Here is a 25,108-nt window from a genome sequence, read left to right as displayed (position 1 = left end):
GCTATGCTGGGTTCGCTTAAACAAAAGGAGCATCCATGGCATCGATCACACTCAAGGGCAATCCCGTTAACACTTCCGGCACTCTTCCTGAGGCGGGCACTGCTGCCAAAGACTTCAAATTTGTGCGCAACGATCTTTCTGAAGTCTCTTTGAACACCTTCGCAGGCAAAAAGAAAGTTTTGAACATCTTCCCAAGCGTGGACACCGGCACTTGTGCTGCATCTGTTCGTCGCTTCAATCAGGAAGCTTCCAAACTGGATAACACAGTTGTTCTGAACATCTCTGCGGACCTTCCGTTTGCTCAAGCCCGCTTCTGTGGCGCTGAAGGCATCAAGAACTGCGAGACTGTTTCCACTTTCCGCAGCTCTTTCGGCAAGGACTGGGGCGTTCAAATCATGGATTCTCCGCTGGCGGGTCTTCTTTCCCGTGCCGTGGTGACTCTTTCTGCTGATAACAAGGTTTTGTATGTCGAGCAGGTGTCCGAGATCGTGAATGAGCCAAATTACGAAGCGGCTTTGGCGTCTTTGAAGTAATCAGGTCTGTTATAATTGCAAAGCGGCTTTGGGCGAAGGCTCAAAGCCGCTTTTTTTTGTCTCTTTTCAACAGGTTGTGGTACACCTGCCCGCTATGAAATTGCATAATTCCCCCGTTCGCGCCCATAGCTTTCAGGAAATGAACCTGGCACCCGTGCTGATGCCGGCTTTGACCAAAATGAAGATCTCCAAACCGACGCCGGTACAAAGCCAGGCCATCCCGGCAAGCCTGGATGGTTCTGATATCATTGCCATTGCTCAGACCGGCAGTGGCAAGACGCTGGCTTTTGCCTTGTCTTTACTGACCACTTTGCAAAGAAAGCCTGAGGCGCGCGGCCTGATTCTGGTGCCCAGCCGTGAAATGGCCCAGCAGATCTACAAAGTCTTTCTGGAACTTTGTGCAGAAATGCCGGTGTCTGTGTGCCTGGCAATCGGCGGGACCACGGGTTCAAAGCAAGCCAACCAACTGAAGAAAAATCCGCGTCTGATCATCGCGACGCCGGGTCGCATGAATGACCATCTTTCCGGCAACAAGCTGCTTTTGCAGAATGTGGAAGTGATCGTCCTGGATGAAGCCGACCGCATGCTGGACATGGGCTTTGCCCCGCAGCTTCGCACGATTCAAAGCACTCTGCGTGGTCCGCGCCAGACAATGATGTTCTCGGCAAGCTTTGGTTCCAATGTGGAATCCATCGCACAATTGTTCATGAAACCTGATGTGGTGATGGTGCGTTCAGAAAAAGCCGAAGCGCCGGTGGAAAGCCTGAAACAAAAGGTTCTGTTCCTGGATCGTTCGATGAAAAATGACCGTTTGCTGGATGAACTCAACGCCACTCGCGGCGGTGTGATCGTCTTCACGGGCAATCAGGAAAACTGCGAGGCAGTCGGGAACTATTTGAAGGAATACGGTTTTTCAACCGACCTGATTCACGGCGGGCTTTCTCAAGGGCAAAGAAACCGTGTGGTTCGAGGCTTCCGTGAAGGCGAAATCCGCATCGTCGTGGCAACCGATCTGCTGGCGCGGGGCCTGGATGTACCGCATGTGGATCACGTGGTGAATTTTGATCTGCCATTCCAGTCAGAGGACTTCCTGCACCGAATCGGACGGACCGCTCGCGCGGGCCGTGGTGGTGAGGCCATCACCTTTGTCACGCCGTCAGACACACGCATGTACGCCAAAATCAAAGGCTACTTGCAGGGCGCTCAGGAAATCAAAGTCGATCCGACTTTTGCGTTCATTGATCGCTCGAAAAAGTTTGATAAAAACAAACCTGCCAAAGGCAATGAACCTCCTCGCCGGAATGCGCCGGGGAAACCTCAAGCCGCGAAAAGCGCGACCCCCGTGGGAAAACCTAAAAGCAAAGGCGGCAAAATCAATCCCTTTGCCGGTAAAACTGTAGCGCCCAAAAAATCAGGACCGAAGAAGTCAGGATTTGCGAAGAGAAAATAAAGAAAAGGCTCTCTGAAAACAGAGCGAGTGTGACTCACCCCGATGAACGGCTTGATGTATTTTGACTGATTTCAGTGTCAGTTCGGCGGTGAGCGACTTGAGGCAGTGTTTTGTATACTTTCTTCATATGCCGATTTGGCTATATCTATCGCCACTCGCGTGTGTTCTACTAAGGATCACACTGTCGTTCACATAGTTCATTAGATGTCCTTTTGTCTTCTGCGAATGGCCCCCAAGCTTTTAACGGAGGCAAAAAATGGGAAAAAAAATTTACGTCGGCAATCTTTCTTTCAATGTCGATCAAGATCAACTAAATGATGTTTTCGCGGAGTTCGGCACTGTTGATTCTGTCAACATGATCACGGACCGTGAAACAGGTCGCAGCAAAGGCTTCGCTTTTGTTGAAATGTCCACTGATACCGAAGCTCGCGCCGCAATTGAGAAATTGAACGGTATGGAGTTGGCGGGTCGTGCAATGAACATTTCTGAAGCTAAACCACAAGAGCCACGCTCTGGTGGCGGCCCACGTCGCAATGGCGGCGGCTTCGGCGGCGGCTCTCGCCGTTCTTACTAAGAACCATGGGAAGGCCGGTTCCTCAAAAGACCGGCCTTGTTTTTTTTAAAGTGCAGGGAGGCCTATGGCAAAGGACGATTTGGTAAGTATTGACGGAAAAGTATCTGACATGTCCGGCGGGGGTGTTTATTTCATCACTCTTGATAACGGTGTTGATATTCGCGCGCGCTTGTGCGGAAAAATGAAAAAGTTCAGAATCAAAGTTGTGGTCGGTGACCGTGTCACCGTGGGTTTGTCACCTTATGACCCCACCCACGGACTCATTACTCATCGCTTTAAAGCCTAATAATTTTCCAGGATCCTTAAGGCGCGAATCGAATTTAGAAACGATTCGCGTTTACAACCGACATATCAATAAACGGTTTCTTGCCTTCGATAAGATCTGCGACCAGCAGTCCTGTGCCGGCGCCGCTTTGCAGTCCCAGCATCTGGTGGCCCACGGCCAAAACCAGATTATTCAGATTGTTATGATATCCAATCAAAGGCACACCATCCGGAGTGCACGGGCGAAGTCCCGCCCACAGTTCCCGGACTTGAAGCTCTTCAGGCAAATGCAAGAATTCTTTCGCACCTTTTTTAATGCTCTCGACACGTCTTTGCGTGATCGAGAAGTCCTGATCGACCAGTTCCAGGGTGCCGGCAATGCGCAGAGAGTTTTCGCGTGGGGTGATGGCGATCTTTTTTTCGACCAGCATGATCGGGTACTGCGGTTGCTTTTCCAAGGTCGGAACGATCATCGCATAACCTTTGCCACCCAGAATCGGCACACGCAGACGCATCATCTTGGCCATGGATTTGGACCAGCTGCCGGTGGCCATGACAATCTGCTTGGCGCGAATGATGCCTTGGGATGTTTTTACGGACTCAATGCCGTTGCCGGAGATTTCCATATCCTGCAGTTCGCAGTTTTCTAAAATCTCGCCGCCGTGTTTGCGGATTTCTTTGGCCAGCGCCTGGACCACCAGATAGGGTTCAGCCATGGCTTCTTTATCAAAGTAAACGCCGCCCAGAAGGGGAGCCTTCAACGCGGGCTCCATCTGCTGGATGTCGTCGCCATTCAAAATCTTGCCCGTAACACCGATGTCTTTGACGTATTCCAGCTCCTCAACGGCGGCGGCCACACCGGCTTGGGTGCGGCTGACCATCATCAGACCTTTTTGCTGGAAACGGATTTCTGGATAAAGCTGTCCCAGCTTTTCATATTCAGTCAGGCTTTTCTGGGAAAGCACCACCAAGGCGTCCACGGCGCGGCGAGCCTGAGTGGCGTTCATGTTCTTCATAAAGTGGTACATCCAGTTTGCCAGATCCAAAGACAAAGAAGGTTTGATATAAAGAGGACCCTCTGGATTCAGCAGCCACTTCATGGACTTAATCAGCATGCCCGGCATTGGCAAGGGCATCGCGAAGCAAGGGGTCATCCATCCGGCATTGCCGTAGGAACAGCCTTTGCCGACTGTACCTTTATCAATTACACATACTTTGGCGCCCCGACGAGAAAGTTCAGCACCCACAGACGCGCCAATAATACCGGCGCCTACGACCAGAATATCCACTTCTTTATTTTGCATTTCTACATTTGATAAAGTTTCATACTCAAAAGCAAGTGGGGCTGGGCCTGAATTTTCGTGGTCATGAGGATATTTGCATTTAGTGAAGGTCGTCGTGAATATCCGCTGGACGATAGCGCAGGAACACGTTTCCGTTTTTAAAACTGCGACACTCTATCAGCTGCAGATCCCGGCGGGACTTCAATCCGTCAAACTGGGACCGTCCAGAACCCAAAAGAAGAGGCAGCACCACAACGGAATATTCATCAATAAGTTTGGCCTCGGCCAGCTGGGCGACGATACTGCCGCTTCCCAGGATGGCGATATCCGGGCCATTTTGCTTTTTTAGCTTTCTGATTTCACTGACCAGTTCACCTTTGATCAGCTCTGAGTTTTCCCAGGTCACTTCGTTCAGACTGTGCGAGACCACGTATTTTTTCATGCGGTTCATGCCCTCGGCAATTTCGGGCATGGCCTCTTTGGCCGAAGGGGTGGGCCAGAAGCTGGCCATCATGTCATAGGTTTTTCTTCCAAACAGCAGGGCACCGCCACCTTTGGCATTCCCGGCGACAAAGGCGGTGAATTCGTCGTCTTGTTCCTGATTATGGGCCCAGCTCATGTCTGAATTTTTATCCGCAAAATAGCCATCCAGCGAGACAGAGTTAAAGACAGTGATAGTGCGCATAGGGCCTCCTTGCAGTGCCCCTATTTTAAGTCCGTTTCAGGGAATTGAAACCCTGCAATTTGTCATTTCGATTTAAGGCCCGGTTGAGGGGTAAATTCTGGAAATTTCTTCCTTTTTTCAATTAAAGGTCCCGCTTTTTCAGGCCCTGTGGTAGATGCTTCGTTTAATTCCAAGAGGTTTTCCGTGAAGTTTGAAAAGTTCCATTTGTCCGAAGATCTGCTGCGTAACCTGAACGACAATGGTTTCTTCCGCACCACCGACATCCAGTACAAAGCCATTCCATCCATTCTCAAGGGCGAGGACGTCCTGGCGATTGCTCAAACCGGAACCGGAAAAACCGCCGCCTTTGCCATTCCAATCATCAATATGATCCACACGGAAAAAAGCAGCAAACGTGCGATCGGGATCAAATGTCTGATTTTGGTTCCAACCCGTGAATTGGCTCAGCAGATCGGTGAGGTCTTCAACAAGCTTTCCAAACACACCAAGGTCAAGCCTTTTGCCCTGTTTGGGGGTGTGGAACAAGATGCGCAAATTCAGAAACTTCAGGACGGGATTGATATTCTGATTTCGACTCCGGGTCGCATGTTTGACCTGATTGCCCAGGGGCATGTGGACATCAGCCGCATTGAAACTTTGGTGCTGGATGAAGCCGATCACATGCTGGATCTGGGCTTTATTGATGACATCACCTCTGTGAAGCGCAAGTTGACGAAACGTCACCAGACTTTGTTCTTCTCTGCGACGATCAATCCTGAAATCAAAAAGCTGGCGTTTTCTCAAGTTCGCAGCAGTGCGATTCGCATTCAGATTTCGCCGGAAGATCCCGTATCTAAAAACATCACGCACTTCGTGATGCACGTTGAAATGGACGACAAGCGTTTCTTCCTGGCGGAATACCTGCGCCAGAATCCGGATGGAAAATTTATTATCTTTGTTCGTACGCGCGTGCGTGCGGAACGTGTAGCAAAAGCCCTGGCTCGCGTCGAAGTTCAGTCTTTGACCTTGCATGGGGAAAAGGATCAGACCGACCGTGCAGAGGTTATGAAGACCTTCCGCAAAGGGGACTGCAAGATACTTATCGCCACTGACTTGAGTGCTCGTGGTATCGACATCCCGGATGTCACTCATGTGATCAACTATGACCTTCCCGAAAAGCCGGAGAACTACGTTCATCGCATCGGCCGCACGGGTCGTGGCTTCAATAAAGGTGTGGCGGTTTCTTTCTGCAGTACGGAAGAAAAGCCGTTGCTGGCAGAGGTTGAGTCTTTGATCACCAAAAAGATCGAAGTCCTTAAGGTCAGCAAACAGGATTATAAGGCTATCGTTGAAACACAAGACCTGTCTTTGGATGCAAGTCTGCAGGAGCTTTTGAACAGCGAAGACAATTACAAGAAGGCTTCCAAAAGAAAGAAGAAGTAGAACGGCGCCGAACGATCTGCCTAGTTCTTCTCTAAAAGCTCCTGAATCTTTTCAAAAGGACGTCCAATGGCAGCGGCTTTGCTGCCAATCAGGATCGGGCGTTCCATCAGTTTGGGTGTATTCACCAGATGCTGAATCACTTCCTCGGTATTATTCACATCAAAAGGCGCTTCAGTATAAAGCGCCTCTTTCGTGCGTACCAAGCTCGACACCGGGGTGCCGAGCTTTTGGATCAGCGAACGCAGTTCGGCTTCACTTAACGGGTTTTCAAGGTACTTGCGCACCTCAAGTCCTTCGATGGAACGAAGGGCTTCGATCGCCTCGCGGCTTTTGCTGCAGCTGGGATTGTGAAGCAGAACCCAGGTCATGACTAGCGAGCCAACTCTGCTTCAATCGCTTTTACGATTGTTGGATCTTCCGGGGTCATGTCTGGAGCAAAACGCGCCACTACGTTTCCGGATTTGCCGATCAGGAACTTTTCAAAGTTCCACATGATGTCAGAAGGACCGCCGGACAGAAGGCCGTGCTCTTCCAGAACAGATTTCAGTTTGCCGCCTGGAACCTGTTGTGCTGCTGGCTGCAGAGTTGTCAGTTGTTGATACAGTGGATGTTGTCCTTCGCCCTTAACAACCATTTTTGCAAAAACCGGGAACTTTACGCCGAATTGAGTGCGGCAGAATTCCTGAATCTGTTCGTTGGAGCCAGGCTCTTGAGCGCCGAACTCGTTTGCCGGGAAAGCCAGAACACGCAGTCCTTTTGATTCATATTTTTCGTGAACTTTTTCAAGGCCCTCGTACTGTGGAGTCAGTCCGCATTCGGAAGCCACGTTCACAACCAAAAGAACTTTTCCTCTATAGTCGGCCAAAGTCGCTGTTTTACCATCTGCGGTACTGAATTCGATTTGATGAAGAGTGCTCACAAGAATCCTTTCATTGGGTGCCCAAGGCCCCGGACTAAGCATTTCTTTATCCAATCCTGCGGTGCAGGTAAAGAGATTTTCTAAGTCGTTGCCACGAGGAACTCTTCTCCTTTGGAGGGCTCTAGCCCGTCAGTTCTGCCTTTGAAGTATCTTTCGATGATCTGCGCGCGCGAGAAGTGTTGAGCATTTGGGAATCCGGCCTGCAAAGCCAGGGCGGTCATTTCTTCGGGGCGGAAGAAGCTAATGAAAGGCGTTCCGGCTGCCTTGGCTTTTTCATAGACCATCTGGTGACCGAGTCGTTCTTCGGGGTCAATTAAGTCCAAGGGCACCATGTAAGTCATTGCTAATGTTGAGCCTTTTGCAAACTGCGTAACCTGGCGAAGGGTTTCTTTATTGGCCTCCAAGGTCAGATACATAGTCACGCCAGTAGAGGCAACTACGGCAGGCTTGTTTGGATTGAAGCCGTGCTGGATCAGCTTTTCTGTCCAGGATTCTCCGACTTCAAAGTCTACTGGCACAAACTGCAGATTGCCGATGGTGTCCAAGCGGGTTTCGTTCAGGCGCTTCTTTTTCCAAGCTTGGGTTTCGGGTTGATCGATTTCAAAGATGCGGACTTTGTCGGAGACCTCAGGGTGGCGCTGGGCGAAAGTGTCCAGGCCCGCGCCCAGAATCACATATTGATCAACGCCCATTTTGACTTCTTCCAGGACCAGATCTTCGAGAAATCTTGCGCGTCCTACGATAGAGGCGCGATAACCTTTGGTCCCCATCGGGTGCATGTCGCCGCGCTTTTGCCAGCCTTCTTCCGGGGCGATCAGCTTCAATCCCACGTCGTCATTGAAAACCGGAGGATATGCATCCAGTTGCAGATGAATGGCACGCCATAAGGCGACGCGAACTGCGGTGTGATCAGGGATGGTTTTTGGTGTGTTGTTCATGTTTATCTCCTGGTCCAGGATTATTATGAGAGACGGTTCCATCCATAGTCCAGTTGCTTGGAATTGGAGTGGATTTTGTGTTCCTAAATCTGGACCTGTGAGCCAGCTGTCCTTGCTGAACTGCAGGCTCAAATCCATAATTATACTATGGATTTATTTATAGTTACCGGCGGTTCCAAGGGACTGGGGGAACAGGTGTGTCTGCAAGCTCTTGAGAGAGGGCATTCGGTCATCAATCTTTCCAGATCGCGTCCAAGTATTAAATCGTCACGTTTCAAACATATAGCGGCTGATTTCAGCCGCGGACTTAAGATGATTCAAAGAGTTGAATCTGTTCTTAAGAAATTGGATGTGACGGCTTTCAGAAAGATTCATTTAATCAACAATGCTGCGTTGATCAGCCCGGTGGGGTCGCTGGTGGATTTGGATCCGGCCGAGATGAATGCTCATCTGATTACGAATCTAATTTCACCTCTTTTGCTTTCACAGGTTTGTGCGCATAAAGCGATGGCAGACAAAAAGCCGCTGACGATTTTCAATATTGGATCCGGCGCCTCGTTTCGTCCCATCCCAGGTTGGTCGATGTACTGTTCTTCCAAGGCGGGCTTAAAGATGTTCACCGAGAACACGGATCTGGATTTGCAAAAATCCAAGAACAAGAAAATTAAGATCTATCACTTCAGTCCCGGTGTTTTGGATACACAGATGCAACAGACTATTCGTGGTTTCAAAAAGAAGGACTTTCCGGATGTTGCTAATTTTAAGAAGATGAAGGCTGATCATCAATTGCGAGCGCCTTCGGATGTGGCTTCTCTTGTGGTTCGATTTTGTCTGACTCCTCAAATGGCCAAGAATTATTCCTGCCTGATCTCGGTTCAGGATTTAGAAGGGACTTTGAAATGAACCGTATTTTCCTCTGTGTGTCTGTAATTGCCATATGTTTTCTTGTTGGTTTTCAAATTTCCAATCCCGGTGGTTCCTCTGAAGAGAATAGAGCGGATCTGAGCTCTACGGCCTCGCAATTTCAAGATGTGACCGAGTCATCCGGGATTCCCAAAGTGCATTCCGGAACTATTGTCTTCGGAGATTACGATGGTGATGGTTGGGTGGACATGCTGGCGGCGGGAAAACTTTTCCGCAACGTCAGTAATGAAAGGAACATCCGTTTTACCGATGTGACGGACTCTGTGGGAATTCAGGATCTGAAAGGGGCACCGTTATTTGTTGATATCGACAACAACGGGTTGCTGGATATACTGACCACCAAGGGACAAGCGTTCGTGCAAGTGTCTGCAGGTCGTTTTGTAGAGTCTTCGAAGGCGCTAAGGTTTGCACTGCCTGATCATGCTCATGACATGGCGATCGTCGATGTCAACAAAGACGGCCTGATGGATGTCCTGGTTGGTTTTGCTGAACCTAAATTCGGTGATCCTTTGCTGCCGGCCAAGATGTACTTAAACATCAAGGGGAAGCAATTCCTGGAAGCGAATCCTTCCATGTTTGCCCAGAATCCGAATTACCTGCGCGGGATTGCTGTCGCGGACTATGATAACAACGGGCAGACCGATGCCTATTTTTCCAACTATCGTCTGCGACCAAACAACTTTTATACTCTGAATCCCACCATCATGGTGGATAAGGCTCCGCTGTTGAATGTTCAGGGCGCTTATGATCCGAAGAAATTCTATGACAGCTCCCGCAAAGAATACTATGGCCCTCGCTATGGGCATACCATTGCTTCGATCTGGGCGGACCTGGATAACGATGGCAATCTGGATTTGTGGGTTTCCAACCTGGTACACAAGTTTGTCGGCATGACCCCGAAAGGAACTTTCGATCAGCGTGGTTATCTGTGTGATGATTCCAAAATCTATCGCAACACCGGGCATCCTTCGTATCGCTTGATCGACGTTCGGGCGGAATCCGGCATTCCTTATCGTCCCATCGGGGACTTCTCGAAATACAAAGGGGATGAGCTGTGGGCACAGACCACAGCTGCTGACTTTGATAACGATGGCCTGCTCGATGTTTACATCAGTCAGGTTTATGATTTGGCCTACTCGTATTCAGTCCTTTACAAAAACACTGGCAACTTCAAGTTTCAAGAGGTCAGCGCCGTTCATGGGACTCGCGTCTTTGACAGCTATGCCGCTGCCTGGGCGGATCTGAATAACGACGGCAAGATGGATCTGGTTCAGTCCGGCAGAGCAAAGAACAAAGAAGCTCCGGCCATTCGCGTTTTGCAAAACGTGATGGCGGATGGGAACAACTATCTGCGCGTGCAGATCAAGGGGATTCGTTCAGGGACTCAGGCTGTGGCGGCACAAGTGCGGGTTTATCATTCTGGTGGCGTGTTCTTGCGCCAAGTGGATGGTGTGACGGGTACGATGAATCAGCAGAATGATCCGACTTTGCATTTCGGTTTGGGGTCGGTGAAGAATATTTCCAAGGTGGAGGTTCGCTGGCCTTCGGGGAAAGTTCAGGTCCTTGATAATGTTTCTGTGAACAGCACTTTGAAAATTGAGGAGCCCCGCTAATGACCACCGAACAACGAGTCGCTTTGGTTCAGGGACAGCTAGAGGCTTACAACGCCCGGGACATTGAGAAGTTTTGTTCGTTCTATCATACCGATGTCACCGCCTACCGCTTGGGGCAGGATGTGCCTTTCATGGTGGGCATGGAGGCTTTTCGCAAGAGCTATGGCGAGAAGTTTAAGAACACGCCGGATCTGCATTGCACTTTGAAAAGTCGGATTGTTTTGAATGGGAAGGTGCTGGATGAGGAGTCCGTGGTTCCCAGTGGGTCGCATGTGGTTGCGATCTACGATTTTAAGGATGGATTGATTAAGGATATTTGGTTTGTGTATTGAGCTGGGAATAAATGGCGAAATAGCAGCCTCAACTGACACCGCGAGACCTGAGTTTAAGGCTCGCGATGGCGCCAAAATTCAGTCGAACTTTTCGACAATTTCAAAAAGTTATACACGGATGTTATCAGCCCTTATCAAGGTTTGATAAGATCTCCTCCGACAAAAACAATGTTGCGCAGGTTAAATATAAGACACCTCCGTCTAACGCAACGCTAAAGACGCAAAGTGCGAACCACAAGATAGAGGATGAGCAGGAAAAATCATCCGAATCGTCAGTACAACCCACGTATCACGGTCTCTACAGACCCCGAAACTCCTTTTACATCGGAAGACTTTCGCAGGCTCTGGAAGATTCTCTGTTCCTTGAAGGTCAAGGAGGCTTCGAGTGAAGCCTAAATTGGTTACATATTTTCGAGTATCCACTCAAGGACAGAAAGAAGACGATACGATTCAACGTCAAATTATGACGTTTGAGTTGCAGTGGACAGTTCTTTCCAAGTCCTTTGAATTGTATGAGCGTGTTCCTGGCGGACGCCAAGAAGACCATTATTTTAAGGACGAGGGCTACAATCTTGAGGAGTGGAAAGTTGATACCGACTTCCACCGCCTTATGATGCTTATCCAAACTGAATGCGTTGATGCAATCTATGTCGATGAAGAAAATCGTCTTTTTCGAGCTCGCTCCCGTGAATTTCGTGGACGTGTTCTTGATCTGATTGAGCAAAACGGTGTTCGCGTTATCACAAAAAACGGTGAAGTATCTACAGGCTCATTGGCAATGGAAATTGTATCGGCTGTGGGCGCCGACGACAAGCGCGCCATGCTTCGCAAATGCCATGAAGCTAAAATCACCCGTTTGGCATCAGAGGGAAGGCCACCGACAGGTAGAGCGCCCTTCGGTCTTCATTGGAATAAAAAGGAAAAGAGATGGGAGCTTGTGCCTGAGGAGGCTCATATCATCCGATGCGCAGTAGGCCTTTCGATTGGCAAGATTTACGAGGATATGCCCGACGGCATGAAGGGACTGATTGAATTGAGGCCTGGAGGGCTGCCTGATAAAGAAGTTGCTCAAGCTCTTACAAATGCAGGCTTTACTAAAAGAATTACAACGCGATCAATTAGCCACGGGATTGATTACAGTGGTGTCAAAGCTATTTTTGCATCAGACACCTATCGCGGAAAGATTATTTTTAAACTAAAAAAAGCCGATCAAGTCGGAAATCCTAAATTTAAGAACGGAAAGGAACAGCGACTATCTTACGAGGTTAGTGTACCCAGAATCTTATCGGATGAGGACTGGGATAACCTCTGTTTTAAGCGTAATCAACGAAGAAAGTGGGCAAAAAGGAATGTCCAGCACGAGTACCTTTGCAAAGATCTCCTCGTATGTTCTACGTGTGAGGTGCCACTGGCTGCCCGCCCTAAGGATACTGAGCGTTTTCTAAAACGTGAGAAGCGTCTTGTGCGTTATCCACCAACTCTTTACTACACCTGCGCTCGTAAGCAAAAGACTAGTGGATTTCGCTGTTCGGCTAATAAATGTCACAGTGCCCCTCTTCTTGATGACCTTGTTTGGAGAAAGATATCTGAGCTTTTGGAATCGCCTAAAAGACTTTTAGATTTGCACGCTAAGCATATGGAGTCCTCCGAGAACCTAGCACGCGTTGAAAGACTACATTCAGCAGTAGAAAGCTTAAGGACGCAGCTCGTGAAACTTCAATCCATTTCTGCAAAGCTCGCCGCCAATGTAGGCACGGGGAAGATTTCATTGGAGGACTATGAGGTCGCGACTATTGAAAACAAAACTACTCAGGCAAGGATTAAAAGTGAAATTCATGCGACAGGAGAGGCCTTGAGAAATTACGGACGCGATCAAAGCAGCGCCCTGAGTCTTGTTCAGAAGTCGACAGCTATGGTGCAGCACGCTTCTTTTCAAGAGAAACGCGATCTGCTTCTCGCCATTATCTCAATGATCAAAGTAAGTCCTGATGGAGAGATTGATGTCTTGATTAAGGGTGGCATTTCGTTGCAAATTTAAATGGTGCAATAATATTAAATATTGTTTGATAATATTTAATATTATTGATTTGATGTTCCAGTGAAGGCAAAAACCATAAAGAAGACTCTAGACATTCCAAAGAAACTCAATGAGCAGATTGATGGCATTATTGAAGCTAATTATGGTTTGACGTTTACGTTGATTGCGCGCCAAGCGCTGGAAGCATGGCTAGAAGATCCGAGATTCGTGGTGAGTCAGAAGAATATGGCAAAGGGAAAGACCTCAAAATGAAGAAGTGCGTAGCTTACTTCCGATCTTTCAAGTGGGAGAGTCAGTCTGAAATTGGTCAAAAGGTAATTTCGTGGGCGCAATCAGAGAGTTTTGAGTCCGTGGATATTTTATCTGATGAGAGGAGCTCCGAAAGCGAAAGTTACAATTTTCTTATGAATAATCTTTCCAATTGGAGCAGCGGAACCTTTGTTATTCCGTCTCTTTGCCATCTTGAAGAAGTTGTCCATGATTTGGATTCGTTTCTTTCTTTATTCCAGCTCTTTCACCTCAATAACATTCATTTTGTTTCGCTTGATGATGATTTGAATTCAAATGAACCCGCAGACATCTTCATGAGTAATCTTTTTGCAGCAACTGTGCGGGCACGCGCAGCTCTTAAGTCGTCAAGAATTCGACATGCTCAATTAGAAGCAAAGAAGTCTGGCTATCAGGTTGGCGCCGTAAAGAAGAGAGATGATGAGCAGATCATCAAACTTCGCGCAGAAGGATTGACGATTAAGCAGATCGCTGAAAGATTGGGAATCTCAACGTGGCCAGTTCAGGAGGCTCTTAGGGAATTTCGCGAAGCGTCAGAATTATAAAATAATTTAGGCTTGCGCCTTGCACACTACCATTATCTTGTGCTCAAATCGATTACACCGAGTCTAGGTTGGGCTTTGGTGTAGAAAAGCAACAAGGAGGAGTGCAGCATGGTAACGCCAAGTCTGCCCGCGGCCACAGCGACCGCACCTAAAAAATTAAAAAGTCGTCCGTCAATCAAAGAATCTATTCAGCTTAAGCTATGGCTGAAAGCCGGAGGGCTCTGCTCTTTTCATGGTTGTCAGGAGCCGTTGAACTATGACTCCCTGACTTTACATGAGACCAATTTTTCCAATATCGCACATATCGTTGCATTCAGTGAGGATGGACCACGCGGAAAGCACCCTTTGCCGATTGCTCGCAGAAATGATTATGACAACTTGATGTTGGTGTGTACTCATTGCCACAAGCTGATTGATTCCAAAGAAAACGAACATAAATTTCCCGTGGACCTTCTTCACGCTTATAAGCGTACGCATGAAGAGCAGGTTGAGTTCGCGAGAGAGCTGGTTCAAAAGCGCAGCAAAACTCATCTTGTGCGCTGTCGCGCGAACATACAAAACGAAATGGTTCAAATTTCTCTTGAGGAAATTCAGGATGCGATTCAACCCCGATATCCAGCCTCCCGTCGATTTACTGATCTTGATCTGACACGATTTGCTGGCGATGATAGCCCAGCTTATTGGCAGTCAAAGAAGCAAGAGGTCTCCCAAGCTATTGAAAAGATGCTTACTCCGGGCGGAGCGACAGATGCCGTCGAGCATATCTCAGTACTTGCAATGGGGCCGATGCCTCTCCTAATGCACTTGGGTAACTGTTTAAGCAACAAGATCCCAACAGATCTATTTCAGCGTCACCGCGACACAGAGCGCTGGGCGTGGAAGACCGAAGGAAAGGTGTTAGATTTTACGTTCACCAAGGTGAAGGATGGCGCGAGTGCCGATGTGGTTTTGGCTCTAAGCTTAAGTGGCCGAGTGCGTTTAGAAACGCTTATAGGTGGGCCTCTTGAGGCGGCTACCATCTATGAGATCTCTTTGGATGGCGAGGCTCCTTCGCCGACATTCCTTAATCGCAAAGAGACTCTAGCGAACTTTAAGACGGTATATAGAAAGGCTATTAGCCAGTTGAGCAATCAGCACCCGGGTTTAAAAACAATTCAAATGTTACCAGCCGTCCCCGCGCCAATTGCGGTGTTATGCGGGCGTGAGCTCCTGCACAAAGCTGATCCTGTTCTCGCGGTGTATGATTTTAACAAAGATAAAAACGGATTTGATTTTACCATGGAGGTAAACAATGGACGCTAATAAATTTCTCAAAGACCTTCTTAAGGCTCACGAAGTTGCGCCAGATAGTAAAGAAATGAAAGCTCTTGAAGAAGAGCGCGCTAAAGTTGAAAAGTTAATCAATGCGGAATATGCCGACACGAAGCCGACCATTAAATTTGGCGGCTCCAAGGCCAAGGGAACCATGATCTTAGAGAGCTATGATCTTGATCTTCCAGTGTATTTCGCGAATGGTGACCGCAAAGATGAGTCGCTTCATGACATTTATAAGTCTATGGCGAAATGTCTTGAAAAGGAATACCATGTTGAGCAAAAGCGTTCTGCCCTTCGCTTGAAGAAAAAGGGCAAGCAGAATGAGCATGAAGACTTCAGAATTGATGTTGTACCTGGTAGATATACTGACGACACGAAAACTGATAGCTATCTTTACGTAAACGATCAGTCTGAAAAAGAGCGTCTTAAAACGAATCTTCAAACCCACGTTGATCACGTTAAGGATAGCGGATTTTTGGGTGAAATTCGCTTATTGAAGTTGTGGAAAGTTCGCAATAATATCGAGGTCAAGACATTCATCCTTGAGCTTCTGACGATCAAGATTCTTTCTGACGACAAGTACAACGAAACTTTTGAAAAGAATCTTAAGCATATTTGGACGAAGATTCGCGATGGTATCGATGATATTACTCTTGAGGACCCAGCAAATCCAAGTGGCAATGATCTTAGCAAGATCTTCACTTCATCAATGAAAGCAGATCTTAAAGCGGCGGCCAAATCTGCTTTGAAGAAAGTAGAACAAGAGGATGGATGGTATGCAGTTTTCGGCGAAGCTAAGCTCGAATCGCAGAAAAGCTATGCTTCTGCTTATGTCTCCCCGAACGATGTACGGTCTAAGCCTTGGAGAGCCTGGTGGTGAAAATCGCTTGGTATGATCGAGATCCTGCTTTGCTAAGGGGATACGAGGAAGAGATCGAGCACAGCTTTCCGGGGTTGCGTCTTGTGCTCCATGAGGGAAAGGTCATTGCCAAAGGAAGGTTTGATGTTTATGCCGATGGCAAGATTTACGACTCTTACAGCATAAGCATTCACTTTCTTGATGGTCATCCGCAAAGCCTCCCCTTAGTGTTTGAAGAAGGCGGCAAGATACCAAAAATTGCAGACAGGCATGTTAACATTGACGGTAGTGCATGCCTTTTTGTCTTCTTTGAAAGAAAGAAATACTGGTCAAACCCGAGATCACTTACGCAGTTTTTAGGTGGAGCTGTAAATGCCTACTTCTATTCTCAGTCATACTATTCAAAAAATGGCACTTACCCTTTTGGTGAACGCAATCATGACGTCTTGGGCGTTCTAGAGGCCATTCAGGAGCATTCGGGGGTGGAAAGCCTCGAACACGCAGTCAAAGTAGTGCGCTTACTTGAGCATAAAGAGCTAAAAGGGCATTGGAGTTGTCCGTGTGGACGTGGCAAAGCTTTGCGTGAATGTCATGGTCCGTATATCAGTGAGTTAAAAAAAATACTAAGCCCTGACGACGCGAAATCCGTTATGAACCGAATAAAAGAAATTCATAAAGAATGGTCTACGCAAAGGCAAAGAGACTTTAATGTCTTGGGTCGACTAGGACGATAGTCGGTTTTTTCACGAAGTTATAAACAGCCTGAGTTGGTTTCGATAAAGTATACCAAATGAGGTTTATAATGAGTGAGGATAGTCAGAATGAAACCGTTGATATTGATGCTCCCTGGTACGTTAAGGTGCCGTTGAAAATCGGCATCTGGCTTAGTGAAACTGGAAGAGCTGATCCGATGTTGCGAATATGTTTCTCGGCGATATTGTGGCTTGTAATCATCTTTGTGGCTCAGCTGCTTGCCTATAGAAATGCACAGATCTCTCTCTTTGAGCTTCCGCCAGATTTGACATTGTCTCGGCTCGGCTTGTTTGAATTAGTTCAAGCTTCAACAGTTTTTCCTTGGCATCTCTTTCTTGCTATAACGGGACTGGTGTTGCTCTTTCCGCCGGTAAGGTGGTTGGGTGATCTTTCAAATCATTATGGGAAAATTAAGGGTAGGAAGTGGCTATCGACGGTACTTCATATAGTAATTTTCCTATTGGTTTCTTTAACCATTCCTGTATATCAAAGGTTATTTCATTCCAGCCTAGAGTATGCGATGTTTGTCGTTATTTCTCTTTCAAGCTTCGCTGCGGCTCTCTACTTTTTGGATCTGCCATTCAATATAAAACGTGTCAAGGACATCAAACAGCACAGAATTGGTGTATATAGCTTCAGCGTGATGTTTGCAATTGCGCTGCTATTCTTTTCTGGATTTACATTAAATGTCGCGCAATCACTGAAAGAGCAAGAGATAAAATTTCTATCAATTATCTGTCCAAGCATCACGCTGGTATCCGCAAAAGTTGGCGATGGATATCGACCAGGTTGGCTTATTTCCAGAAATGACTCTTTTGTTTTGATTCGAGAGCTCAGCGGTGATGTTTACAGAACAGTGGATCTATCTAGAAGTGACGTTAAAGAATTTTCCTATTTAAAAAGGTTTGGATCAAATGAAGAAAGAAATCGCGCTTTTCCTGCTTGCTTTGACTCTTTATAGTGCTGCCCGGGCAAATGAGAGGGGCCCTGGCACGGTCTTTCTAAAAAAGGATGGAACAAATGAATACGTAAAGTCCTTTGAAGAAAAGGATGGAAAGGTAAAAATTGTGCCTTGCAAGGGACAGCAAAGGACCTTAAATAGAAGTGACGTTGAGTTCTTTGCGCAATCAAATGTCTGTGCAAAGATTAGCATTGATGCCTATTCCGCTTTTCTCAACTCAACCAAAGATAGCTTAGTCTCAAGTCAAATCGAAAGTATTGTCATCTTTGTGCCGCCGGAGCAAAATTTCGAACAGGCGGCAAAAGTAGGTAAGGAAGTATTCGGCGACACCGCTCAGGTGGTTAGAGGATCGACTTTCCGAGTTAGTGCAAGGGTGTCTCATAAACCTAAAAATAGCACGCTAGCCGAGAAGAGGTCTGCGACCGGAAAATCTGTTTGGGTAGATCCATCTGGGTTCCTTGAAATTACCAACGGCGTGGCCCCAGATCCTGTCAACAAATAGAAGTAAGCACTTTCCAATAGATGGCTTAAATAAGCGACGATGTCCTCCAGTTCACTTTCGAGTGACATCATTTAGTATGGGGGGATCTGCCATGATCCGTTCGCATCTCCAAATTCTATAAAAGTGGTGCCACAAATATTCAATCGTATGCTTGTCTTTGCAACCGTATTTGATTTGGCGAAAAAGATTCCTGAGCAGTGCAGCATGCGGACGCGTTGTCCCCTAAAACACATAGGGGAAAGATTTTTTTCCTTCCTAATCAAGGAGGACAGCATGTCTCAAGATCTTAGTGTCAAAGAAGCCGCCGCCGAAATTAACGATTGCAAACACAGGTATGGAACAACGCCTTTTCTCAAATTGCCGGATAATGAAAGTGCGCTTTCTGCTGTGGAAGCATACCTTCAATCCTCTGATGGATGGCCTCTTATTGTCCTTGGCCCTGCTGGCTCTGAAAAAACCCACCTGGTTGGCTCTGTCTTCTCTGCTCTAAAAGACGATAGTCCTCAGCTCAGTTTTGAAGACTTATTCACTTCTGCTCCATGCAAGAAATATTGCCCTTTGATCTCGACTGCGCAGCAATAGCAAAATCATTTAAAGCCATTTTCATCGACAGCATTGACTTCGCCTTAAGCAAAAGAGTCTCTGATGAATGGTTGATCTTTCTTGAGGAAGCTTCGCGGATGGGTTGTAAGGTTATATGTACGGCCACCGATCTTTACGATTGGTCAAACAGAAGTTTTCAGATCATAGAAATCAGCATGTCCTTCACAGGTCGCCAGCAGTTGGCGCCGTTCTTCTTCTTTAAGACCTTTGGAAGAAGTCCATTAACGGACGAAGAATTTGCTTTATGTGCTAATGCTTCGAAAGAAGGATCTTTTCGAGTCATACAGGGGCGAATTAAAAGTGAATCTTTGCGTCGTCATCTCGAGGATAGGGGAATACTCTAGGGGAAATAGCGCGACACCAGGCTTCTTCATCTGGTTAAAGGTCTTAATGGAATAGGTGCGTAGCCGCGATTCATTGAAAGGCGTGAACTCTTAAAATATAATGCAAAACAAGTTTATACATCCAGAGGGACAAATGATTAAAAGAGGCTCCATCGACAGCGATAAAATCAGCGTAAAAAATATCTTTGAATTGTGGTTTCGTATTCCCGAGTATCAAAGACCTTATAGATGGGGACGCGAGCAAATAGAAACATTCTTAGAAGATGTATCTCAGGCAGCAATACTCAATCCGGCGGGAGAATACTTTTTGGGTTCTTTCGTTTATCAAAAGAAAGCTGGCACTCGATCCCCAGTAAGCTTCGATGAAAATGATCTTTTGGACGGTCAACAGCGCCTAACAACACTGATGCTTCTTTTTGCGGTCATAAGAGACTTAACCGGTAATCAGACGCGGAAAGACACCTGTCAGAAATTTATCTATCAACAAGCTAACCCTGACTTGCGTATTCCTGAAAGATTTCGCATTTTCTTTGAAACCAGAGACGGTGCTCGAGACTTTTTGGAAGCCTTCGTTAAGAAGCAAGATGCAACTCTTGAAATTGAATCCATAAGAACGGAGGCAGCCAGATCGGATGATGTAACTGTAAAGAGTATGGCTGAGGCGATTCAGACCATGAACTCCTTTTTTTCATCACCCGAAGCCCCTTCTATCGACACTTTCTTTCCGTTTCTATTGAACAATGTTTTAATGGTATATGTTGCCACTGAAGATTTTGAGGACGCTTTCCAGCTTTTTACTATCCTAAATAACCGAGGTTTGCCGCTAAGCCAAAGCGATATTCTTAAAGCCTGGAATCTGGGTGTTCTTCAGAACGATTTAGATAGAAAGAGATATAGCCAGTTTTGGGAAGACACTGAAAGTGAATTCGGCGAACACTTTGATAGGTTTCTGTCTTACATCAGAATGTTGCTTCTTAAGGATAAGGCGCGTTTAAGTCTTCTTAAGGAATTTGAGGACCGTATATATGGAAATGACAATAAGTCAAAAAGACCGCTCTTGAGTAAGGGCCTTGAAACACTAAAGCTTATTGAAAAGCATCGCGAGAACTACGGCACTTTATTCTCAGGTAAGAATCAAAGCTTAGAAATGGACTGGAAGTTCGACAATTTAATTTTGATTATGGCGAACGCGCTTCCATCGACTGATTGGATTCCACCATTGCTTGCGTACTTCGATAAATACGAATTTAAGAGCATCTACGATTTTCTGGTTTTGCTTGATAGAAAATTCTCAGGTGACTGGGTGGCTGGAGAAACTCCAACCACGAGAATCGAAAACATGGCCGCCATTATTACGGCAATTGAAAAGTCTGCGTCGATAGATAGTTTACTATCAAGCAGTATCTTTGCGTTCGATCATGAAAGCTTTTTATCGAATGTTCAAGACGACGTTTATGGTAGAAAATTTGCCCGATACTTACTATTTAAACTCGATTTCTATTATAGTAGCTCAGAAGGGCCGTATCATCTGCCCGAAACAATCAGCATCGAACATATCGCTCCACAAAATCCATCTTCTGACAGTCAATGGTATAAAGATTTCTCGGAGAAAGATCGCGAGGAGTGGACTCATAAGATTGGGAATCTGATTTTGATGGGTAGGGGTAAAAACTCTTCTCTTGGAAGGCTGGATTTTGAAGATAAGATGAAAAAGTATTTTGTTAAGAATATTCAGACCAATCCAAACTCTCTGCGAATCTGGGCTAATTTTGATCAGTGGACACCTAGTGATCTAAGAAAGAATCACTCAATGGTTATCGAAAGAATTCGTAAAGAGTACGATATAAATGTCTAATCGGGCGGTCTAAAAGGCTCTCCGAACGGCAATTTTTGAAATTGTACTGGGCCATTCTGTAATTAGGGAATAGCCCATAGGCCATTCGACAGAACCTTTTTCTTCCGTCAGAAAAGATAAATGATCTTTGCAGGAGCACCTCTTGGCAACGCTTGGCACTCTGTTCTCAACGCACGAATCATTTAAACGTCAGGGCATTGTTTAAACGACTAAATACCCTCACTACACTACAGTGGTTCAAAGTAGTATCCCAGCGGGCACCTTTTAGAGTCGTCTCTTGAGAAGTGCTCTACATGGTCGCGCGGTCCGTGCTCCACTCTTTTTTTATGATGCCGTACCTTGCCATGGCACTGGTAGCATCTTATCTCTTCTCCCTCTACGACCTCCGACACTGGACTTCGTTTCCACTTCCATACTCTTTGGCCATCGATCAGATATTGGCGCTTCACTTCGCATTCATAGATTTTATCTTTCATCGGATCCTCCCTTTCTTAGAGGTTCGAGTTTTTTAATCTGGATTTGTGCGAGACCTTCAAAGACCGTGGTCTGAGTGTAGTACTCATTGAGATTGAAGTTGCTGCTGATCTTGTCAGGCTCTCCGCTCAATGCGATGGCGAGAGAGTATCCGAAGTGATTGCAAAGCTTTTTAAGCTTATCGATTGTCTCCGAAGGATAAGAGCCCTGTATCCAGCCATGAAGCACAGAGGGGGCGCATCCCGCGATTCTAGAGGCCTCAAGTATTGAGATGTTTTGTTCTCGCAAAATCTTCTGTAAGAAAGTCGCGAGTGGTGTTTTGTGTGAGCTTCTTTTCTGTCTTGGCATAATGAATTTCCGCCTTTCGTTTTAGCTTTCGAAAAACGTTGTATTGAAAATCTCATGCCAAAAGTTGCGGAAATCAGCTCGAATAGGGTAAAAATAACGGCAACTGTGGTTTCGCCGTTTCTATTAACTATTTAATTTTTCAGGGGAACTTGCGGTGTCAGTTAGAAATGAAATTGGCGGAGAGAGAGAGATTCGAACTCTCGGTAGGCTTGTGACCTACACACGCGTTCCAGGCGTGCGCCTTCAACCACTCGGCCACCTCTCCGCAAACAGGAACGTAAAGAGAAGCCAACGTATCATAGCGCAACGCGGCAATGCAAGGACTTGTACCAAAAAATTGGGTCTATTCTCCGAAGTATTCGTACAGGTCTTCCTGCAGAACCCGGGCGTAGTGGGCCTTTTGCTTGGCTTTGCGAGCTTGGGCCTCCACAAAGTTCCAATAGATCACCTGATAGACAAAAAAGACGAAGATTCCTCCGGCCACGGCCAGGAACAGCGGGCGGTTGTCTTCCCATTCGGCCATCCCGGTGAATAAAACCAAAGGGTGCATCAAAAACAAAATGGCGTGCAGCCACATTTCTTCGGCTGAACAAAGCTTGCGATGAACCCATTCATCTTTCGTCACAAGCAAGCACGATGCGCCCGCCATAATGTAGTACACCACCTCGGTGACCGGTGTCCGGTCCACAAAGGCCAGAAACAGCAGGCACACAATCACTGACATGGTGTCGATGGGGTGCCCGATGCGTTCCCACCGTGGAAGTCCGCGACGGCGATGAAACACGAACTCATCAAATAGGATGGCCGCCCCTTGAATGCCCGACACAACTAAAAATGCGCTGATCATAGTTTCTCCATCAAACTTCCACACACAGTGAGGCCCGGACCGAAAGCATAGCTGATGATCGGTGTCCCTGACGGAACGCTGTCGTCGCGAAGAATCTGCTCCCACAGGTGCGGCAAGGTTGCCGAAGACATATTCCCGCGCTGACGAAGCAGGGCGCGGCTGTGGGCGACTTGTTCTTCCTTCAGCTCCAGATGCTTCACAACCTGATCAATGATCTTCGGTCCGCCGGGGTGAACGGCGAACAGGCCGTTTTTGACGACATGGGAAAGATCGTACCCACGTTCTGCCAGCCAGCGTGTGGTAAAGTCGCGAATCTTATCACCCACCATCATCGGCACGTCCTTTGACAGACTCATCTTCATACCCCAGTCCGACACCATCCATTCCATGGCGCCAGTGGTGTTGGGAATGAGTTCTTCATACAAGGACTGCATCTTGAATCCCTGTTTGGGCTGCTGAGTGGACATTGAATAAGCAATGCAGCCGTCGGCAAACAGGCTTTGAATCACCATTTGTTCCAAGGTGGGATCTTCGGGATTCAAATGCAGACTGCAAAGCTCCGTGTGCACCAGGTCCACGGTCAGCTTTTTCCCCAGAATGTTTTCATTCGCCAAAAAGCCCGAGGCCATGCGCAGGGCGGGGAAAGCACCATAGCATCCCATGTGATAGGAATGCGTGACGGTGACGGGCTTGGGCGCTTTCACGGCGGTCATCTGAGCCGCACTGGGCGAGATGTATCCGGTGCAGCTGACGTGAATCAGATCATCGGGGAAAGTGCGATCGGCATAGATGCGCTCAAAAAGCTCTTTCACAGTCTTGTGATAGTACTCGTGGCGCATGTGCATGCTGACGCCGTGAGAGCTGGACTTAACCGGATAGATCGGCTTGTCATCCCAGTTGGAGCGTTCCACATCCGGAATGAAGAAATACCTTTTTTCGATCTGCGTTTCCGGGCATCCCACTCGTTGCAGCATCTTCAGGTAGTCCTCTTGCGAGTATCCCTGATTCTTTTGTGCCAGTTTGTGGGCTTCGGAAAGCCATTCAAGGCATTCCTTCTGGTTTTTCTGATAGGGCGGCTGAATGGAGTGGAAGTTTTGTAAGTACATGTCTTGAGGCTAAGGACAGCCTCAAGACTTGAATAGATCCAGTGTTACGAAACAGGCGGCTTAGGTTTGGAACGCCACTCTTTATCGACGATCAAACGCGCACCTCTTTTAAAGGTGAAGTAAGCATAAGCCCACTGCCAGATAACGAAGACTTTGTTTTTAAAACCAATCAGATAATAGACGTGAATGAATAACCACAAAATCCATGCAAAGAATCCGCTGAATTTCAGATTGCTGATTTGTGCGATGGCTTTACGGCGGCCAATTGTGGCCATCTGGCCCTTGTCGAGATACTTAAAATCAAGTCGGGGTTTACCGCTGAGTTCTCGCAAAATCTGATTCGCAGCATGGGTCCCTTGCTGCATAGCCACCGAAGCAAGTCCAGGCAGGGCTTGGCCATTTTCGGTCAGGTAACAAGCTTGATCGCCCAAAACAAACACTTCCGGGTGTTCTTTCAAGCTTAAATCTTTTTCGATGATCACTCGGCCCGCGCGATCCAGAGGCACGTTGAGAGTTTTGTTGATGCTGGAAGGCTGAACACCCGCGGCCCACAAGATGGTGGCGGCTTTGATGACCTCATCGCCCAACACCACGGAATCGGATTTCACATCCGTGACTCGCGTGTTGGTCCAAATCTGCACACCCAGGTCTTCCAGATCTGCCGCGGCTTTGCGGGAAAGATCCGGATGGAAGGCGGCAAGAATTCTTGGGCCTGCTTCAATCAGAATCACGCGGGTGCGTGACGGATCAATGTGGCGGAAGTCTTTGGTTAAAGTGTGACGGCTGATTTCACCGATGGTGCCGGCAAGCTCGACACCCGTTGGGCCCGCACCCACGATCACGAACGTCAGCTGTTGTTTCTGCTTTTCAGGATCAGTTTCTTTTTCGGCGCGTTCGAAAGCCATCAGCAGGCGGCGACGGATTTCGGTGGCTTGTTCCAGAGTCTTCAATCCCGGAGCATTTTCTTCCCATTCGGGGTGCGCGAAGTAACTGTGTTTGGCTCCGCACGCCAGAATCAGATAGTCGTAATCAACATCGCGATCCTTCACGTGGATCTTTTTATCTTTCAGGTCGACACTTTCCAGGTTGTCCATGAAAACAGAGACATTTCTGTATTTGGAAAGTATTCCGCGAATTGGGCCGGAAATTTCTGCTGGAGAAAGTCCTGCTGTGGCTACCTGATAAAGCAAAGGCTGGAACAGATGATAATTACGGCGATCAATAAGAGTGACAGAAACATCTGCGTTGTTTCCAAAAACACGCGCGGCTTTCAGCCCCGCAAAACCACCACCGACGATGACGACTTTTTTTGGCATATGAACCTCTGAGAGCAC

At 47.3% G+C, this 25,108-nt stretch carries 27 protein-coding genes and 1 tRNA gene; 19 read left to right on the top strand and 9 right to left on the bottom strand.

The annotated features are described in order from the left end of the window. Positions 1-35 precede the first annotated feature (35 nt). The 4 genes from tpx (at position 36) to infA (ending at position 2,843) form a co-directional block, all read left to right on the top strand. Positions 36-533, top strand: coding sequence for a thiol peroxidase (gene tpx, locus ACNQKP_RS02615; RefSeq protein WP_417862661.1), 498 nt, complete (start codon positions 36-38; stop codon positions 531-533). A gap of 94 nt (positions 534-627) precedes the next feature. Then, entirely contained in the window at positions 628-1,983 is a 1,356-nt protein-coding gene (locus ACNQKP_RS02610; RefSeq protein ID WP_417862660.1) for a DEAD/DEAH box helicase, read from the top strand. Between the two features lie 256 nt (positions 1,984-2,239). Continuing rightward, the gene (locus tag ACNQKP_RS02605; protein WP_374031806.1) at positions 2,240-2,557 is read left to right on the top strand and encodes an RNA recognition motif domain-containing protein; all 318 of its coding nucleotides are present in this window, start codon (positions 2,240-2,242) and stop codon (positions 2,555-2,557) included. 64 nt (positions 2,558-2,621) lie between these two features. Then, positions 2,622-2,843: a translation initiation factor IF-1 gene (gene infA, locus ACNQKP_RS02600; RefSeq protein WP_011162918.1), complete on the top strand. Its 222-nt coding sequence runs from the start codon at positions 2,622-2,624 to the stop codon at positions 2,841-2,843. A 34-nt stretch (positions 2,844-2,877) separates the two neighbouring features. Here the strand turns inward: infA and ACNQKP_RS02595 are convergent, their stop codons facing one another. Together ACNQKP_RS02595 and ACNQKP_RS02590 are read right to left on the bottom strand one after the other, a co-directional pair. Beyond that, a complete protein-coding gene (locus ACNQKP_RS02595) occupies positions 2,878-4,125 on the bottom strand; it encodes an NAD(P)/FAD-dependent oxidoreductase (protein ID WP_417862659.1) in 1,248 nt (415 codons plus the stop codon). Positions 4,126-4,204: 79 nt separating this feature from the next. Further along, positions 4,205-4,789, bottom strand: coding sequence for a dihydrofolate reductase family protein (locus ACNQKP_RS02590; RefSeq protein ID WP_417862657.1), 585 nt, complete (start codon positions 4,787-4,789; stop codon positions 4,205-4,207). A gap of 183 nt (positions 4,790-4,972) precedes the next feature. Between ACNQKP_RS02590 and ACNQKP_RS02585 the strand changes: the two genes are divergently transcribed. Next, positions 4,973-6,211, top strand: a complete 1,239-nt coding sequence (locus tag ACNQKP_RS02585) for a DEAD/DEAH box helicase (protein ID WP_417862656.1) — start codon at positions 4,973-4,975, stop codon at positions 6,209-6,211. A 20-nt stretch (positions 6,212-6,231) separates the two neighbouring features. On the opposite strand, the gene ACNQKP_RS02580 is transcribed toward ACNQKP_RS02585, so the two are convergent. From ACNQKP_RS02580 to ACNQKP_RS02570, 3 genes are all read right to left on the bottom strand, one after another. Next, positions 6,232-6,579 carry an arsenate reductase family protein gene (locus tag ACNQKP_RS02580; RefSeq protein ID WP_417862654.1) on the bottom strand — a complete coding sequence of 116 codons (348 nt, stop codon included), beginning with the start codon at positions 6,577-6,579 and terminating at the stop codon, positions 6,232-6,234. Between the two features lie 2 nt (positions 6,580-6,581). Then, positions 6,582-7,130 carry a glutathione peroxidase gene (locus ACNQKP_RS02575; protein WP_417862653.1) on the bottom strand — a complete coding sequence of 183 codons (549 nt, stop codon included), beginning with the start codon at positions 7,128-7,130 and terminating at the stop codon, positions 6,582-6,584. A gap of 80 nt (positions 7,131-7,210) precedes the next feature. Further along, positions 7,211-8,068, bottom strand: a complete 858-nt coding sequence (locus ACNQKP_RS02570; protein WP_417862652.1) for a class I SAM-dependent methyltransferase — start codon at positions 8,066-8,068, stop codon at positions 7,211-7,213. A gap of 147 nt (positions 8,069-8,215) precedes the next feature. On the opposite strand from ACNQKP_RS02570, the gene ACNQKP_RS02565 reads away from it, so the two are divergent. The 14 genes from ACNQKP_RS02565 to ACNQKP_RS02500 all read left to right on the top strand — a co-directional run bounded on the left by ACNQKP_RS02565 (position 8,216) and on the right by ACNQKP_RS02500 (position 20,999). Beyond that, on the top strand, positions 8,216-8,971 hold the full coding sequence (locus tag ACNQKP_RS02565) for an SDR family NAD(P)-dependent oxidoreductase (RefSeq protein WP_417862651.1): 756 nt from the start codon (positions 8,216-8,218) through the stop codon (positions 8,969-8,971). 128 nt (positions 8,972-9,099) lie between these two features. Next, positions 9,100-10,605: a CRTAC1 family protein gene (locus ACNQKP_RS02560; protein WP_417862650.1), complete on the top strand. Its 1,506-nt coding sequence runs from the start codon at positions 9,100-9,102 to the stop codon at positions 10,603-10,605. After that, complete coding sequence (locus ACNQKP_RS02555) at positions 10,605-10,937, top strand: nuclear transport factor 2 family protein (protein WP_374031815.1); 333 nt, start codon at positions 10,605-10,607, stop codon at positions 10,935-10,937. Before ACNQKP_RS02560 ends, ACNQKP_RS02555 begins: the two co-directional genes overlap by 1 nt. A gap of 385 nt (positions 10,938-11,322) precedes the next feature. Next, positions 11,323-12,975: a recombinase family protein gene (locus ACNQKP_RS02550; RefSeq protein ID WP_417862649.1), complete on the top strand. Its 1,653-nt coding sequence runs from the start codon at positions 11,323-11,325 to the stop codon at positions 12,973-12,975. Positions 12,976-13,035: 60 nt separating this feature from the next. Next, positions 13,036-13,227 carry a hypothetical protein gene (locus ACNQKP_RS02545; RefSeq protein WP_417864097.1) on the top strand — a complete coding sequence of 64 codons (192 nt, stop codon included), beginning with the start codon at positions 13,036-13,038 and terminating at the stop codon, positions 13,225-13,227. After that, complete coding sequence (locus ACNQKP_RS02540; RefSeq protein ID WP_417862647.1) at positions 13,161-13,808, top strand: recombinase family protein; 648 nt, start codon at positions 13,161-13,163, stop codon at positions 13,806-13,808. Before ACNQKP_RS02545 ends, ACNQKP_RS02540 begins: the two co-directional genes overlap by 67 nt. Before the next feature lie 108 nt (positions 13,809-13,916). Beyond that, entirely contained in the window at positions 13,917-15,110 is a 1,194-nt protein-coding gene (locus ACNQKP_RS02535; RefSeq protein ID WP_417862645.1) for an HNH endonuclease, read from the top strand. Next, a complete protein-coding gene (locus ACNQKP_RS02530; RefSeq protein ID WP_417862644.1) occupies positions 15,100-16,002 on the top strand; it encodes a hypothetical protein in 903 nt (300 codons plus the stop codon). Before ACNQKP_RS02535 ends, ACNQKP_RS02530 begins: the two co-directional genes overlap by 11 nt. After that, on the top strand, positions 15,999-16,715 hold the full coding sequence (locus ACNQKP_RS02525) for a hypothetical protein (RefSeq protein ID WP_417862642.1): 717 nt from the start codon (positions 15,999-16,001) through the stop codon (positions 16,713-16,715). Before ACNQKP_RS02530 ends, ACNQKP_RS02525 begins: the two co-directional genes overlap by 4 nt. A gap of 68 nt (positions 16,716-16,783) precedes the next feature. Beyond that, complete coding sequence (locus ACNQKP_RS02520; RefSeq protein ID WP_417862640.1) at positions 16,784-17,695, top strand: hypothetical protein; 912 nt, start codon at positions 16,784-16,786, stop codon at positions 17,693-17,695. Beyond that, complete coding sequence (locus tag ACNQKP_RS02515) at positions 17,649-18,197, top strand: hypothetical protein (protein WP_417862639.1); 549 nt, start codon at positions 17,649-17,651, stop codon at positions 18,195-18,197. The genes ACNQKP_RS02520 and ACNQKP_RS02515 overlap by 47 nt, the downstream gene beginning before the upstream one ends. A 273-nt stretch (positions 18,198-18,470) precedes the next feature. Further along, positions 18,471-18,779, top strand: a complete 309-nt coding sequence (locus ACNQKP_RS02510) for a hypothetical protein (protein WP_417862637.1) — start codon at positions 18,471-18,473, stop codon at positions 18,777-18,779. Beyond that, entirely contained in the window at positions 18,737-19,144 is a 408-nt protein-coding gene (locus ACNQKP_RS02505) for a hypothetical protein (protein WP_417862636.1), read from the top strand. The genes ACNQKP_RS02510 and ACNQKP_RS02505 overlap by 43 nt, the downstream gene beginning before the upstream one ends. A gap of 100 nt (positions 19,145-19,244) precedes the next feature. Continuing rightward, positions 19,245-20,999, top strand: a complete 1,755-nt coding sequence (locus tag ACNQKP_RS02500; protein WP_417862634.1) for a DUF262 domain-containing protein — start codon at positions 19,245-19,247, stop codon at positions 20,997-20,999. A gap of 996 nt (positions 21,000-21,995) precedes the next feature. Here ACNQKP_RS02500 and ACNQKP_RS02495 read toward each other — a convergent pair. The 4 genes from ACNQKP_RS02495 to ACNQKP_RS02480 form a co-directional block, all read right to left on the bottom strand. Next, positions 21,996-22,086 (bottom strand) — tRNA-Ser (locus ACNQKP_RS02495). 78 nt (positions 22,087-22,164) lie between these two features. Next, complete coding sequence (locus ACNQKP_RS02490; protein ID WP_417862633.1) at positions 22,165-22,668, bottom strand: hypothetical protein; 504 nt, start codon at positions 22,666-22,668, stop codon at positions 22,165-22,167. Beyond that, entirely contained in the window at positions 22,665-23,774 is a 1,110-nt protein-coding gene (locus tag ACNQKP_RS02485) for a 3-oxoacyl-[acyl-carrier-protein] synthase III C-terminal domain-containing protein (protein WP_417862631.1), read from the bottom strand. The genes ACNQKP_RS02490 and ACNQKP_RS02485 overlap by 4 nt, the downstream gene beginning before the upstream one ends. A gap of 44 nt (positions 23,775-23,818) precedes the next feature. Continuing rightward, the gene (locus ACNQKP_RS02480) at positions 23,819-25,090 is read right to left on the bottom strand and encodes an NAD(P)/FAD-dependent oxidoreductase (RefSeq protein ID WP_417862630.1); all 1,272 of its coding nucleotides are present in this window, start codon (positions 25,088-25,090) and stop codon (positions 23,819-23,821) included. Between the last annotated feature and the right edge of the window lie 18 nt (positions 25,091-25,108).

The sequence above is a fragment of the Bdellovibrio bacteriovorus genome, assembly GCF_048286975.1.
Classification (GTDB): domain Bacteria; phylum Bdellovibrionota; class Bdellovibrionia; order Bdellovibrionales; family Bdellovibrionaceae; genus Bdellovibrio; species Bdellovibrio bacteriovorus_H.
This window is presented reverse-complemented; position numbering and strand designations above follow the sequence as displayed.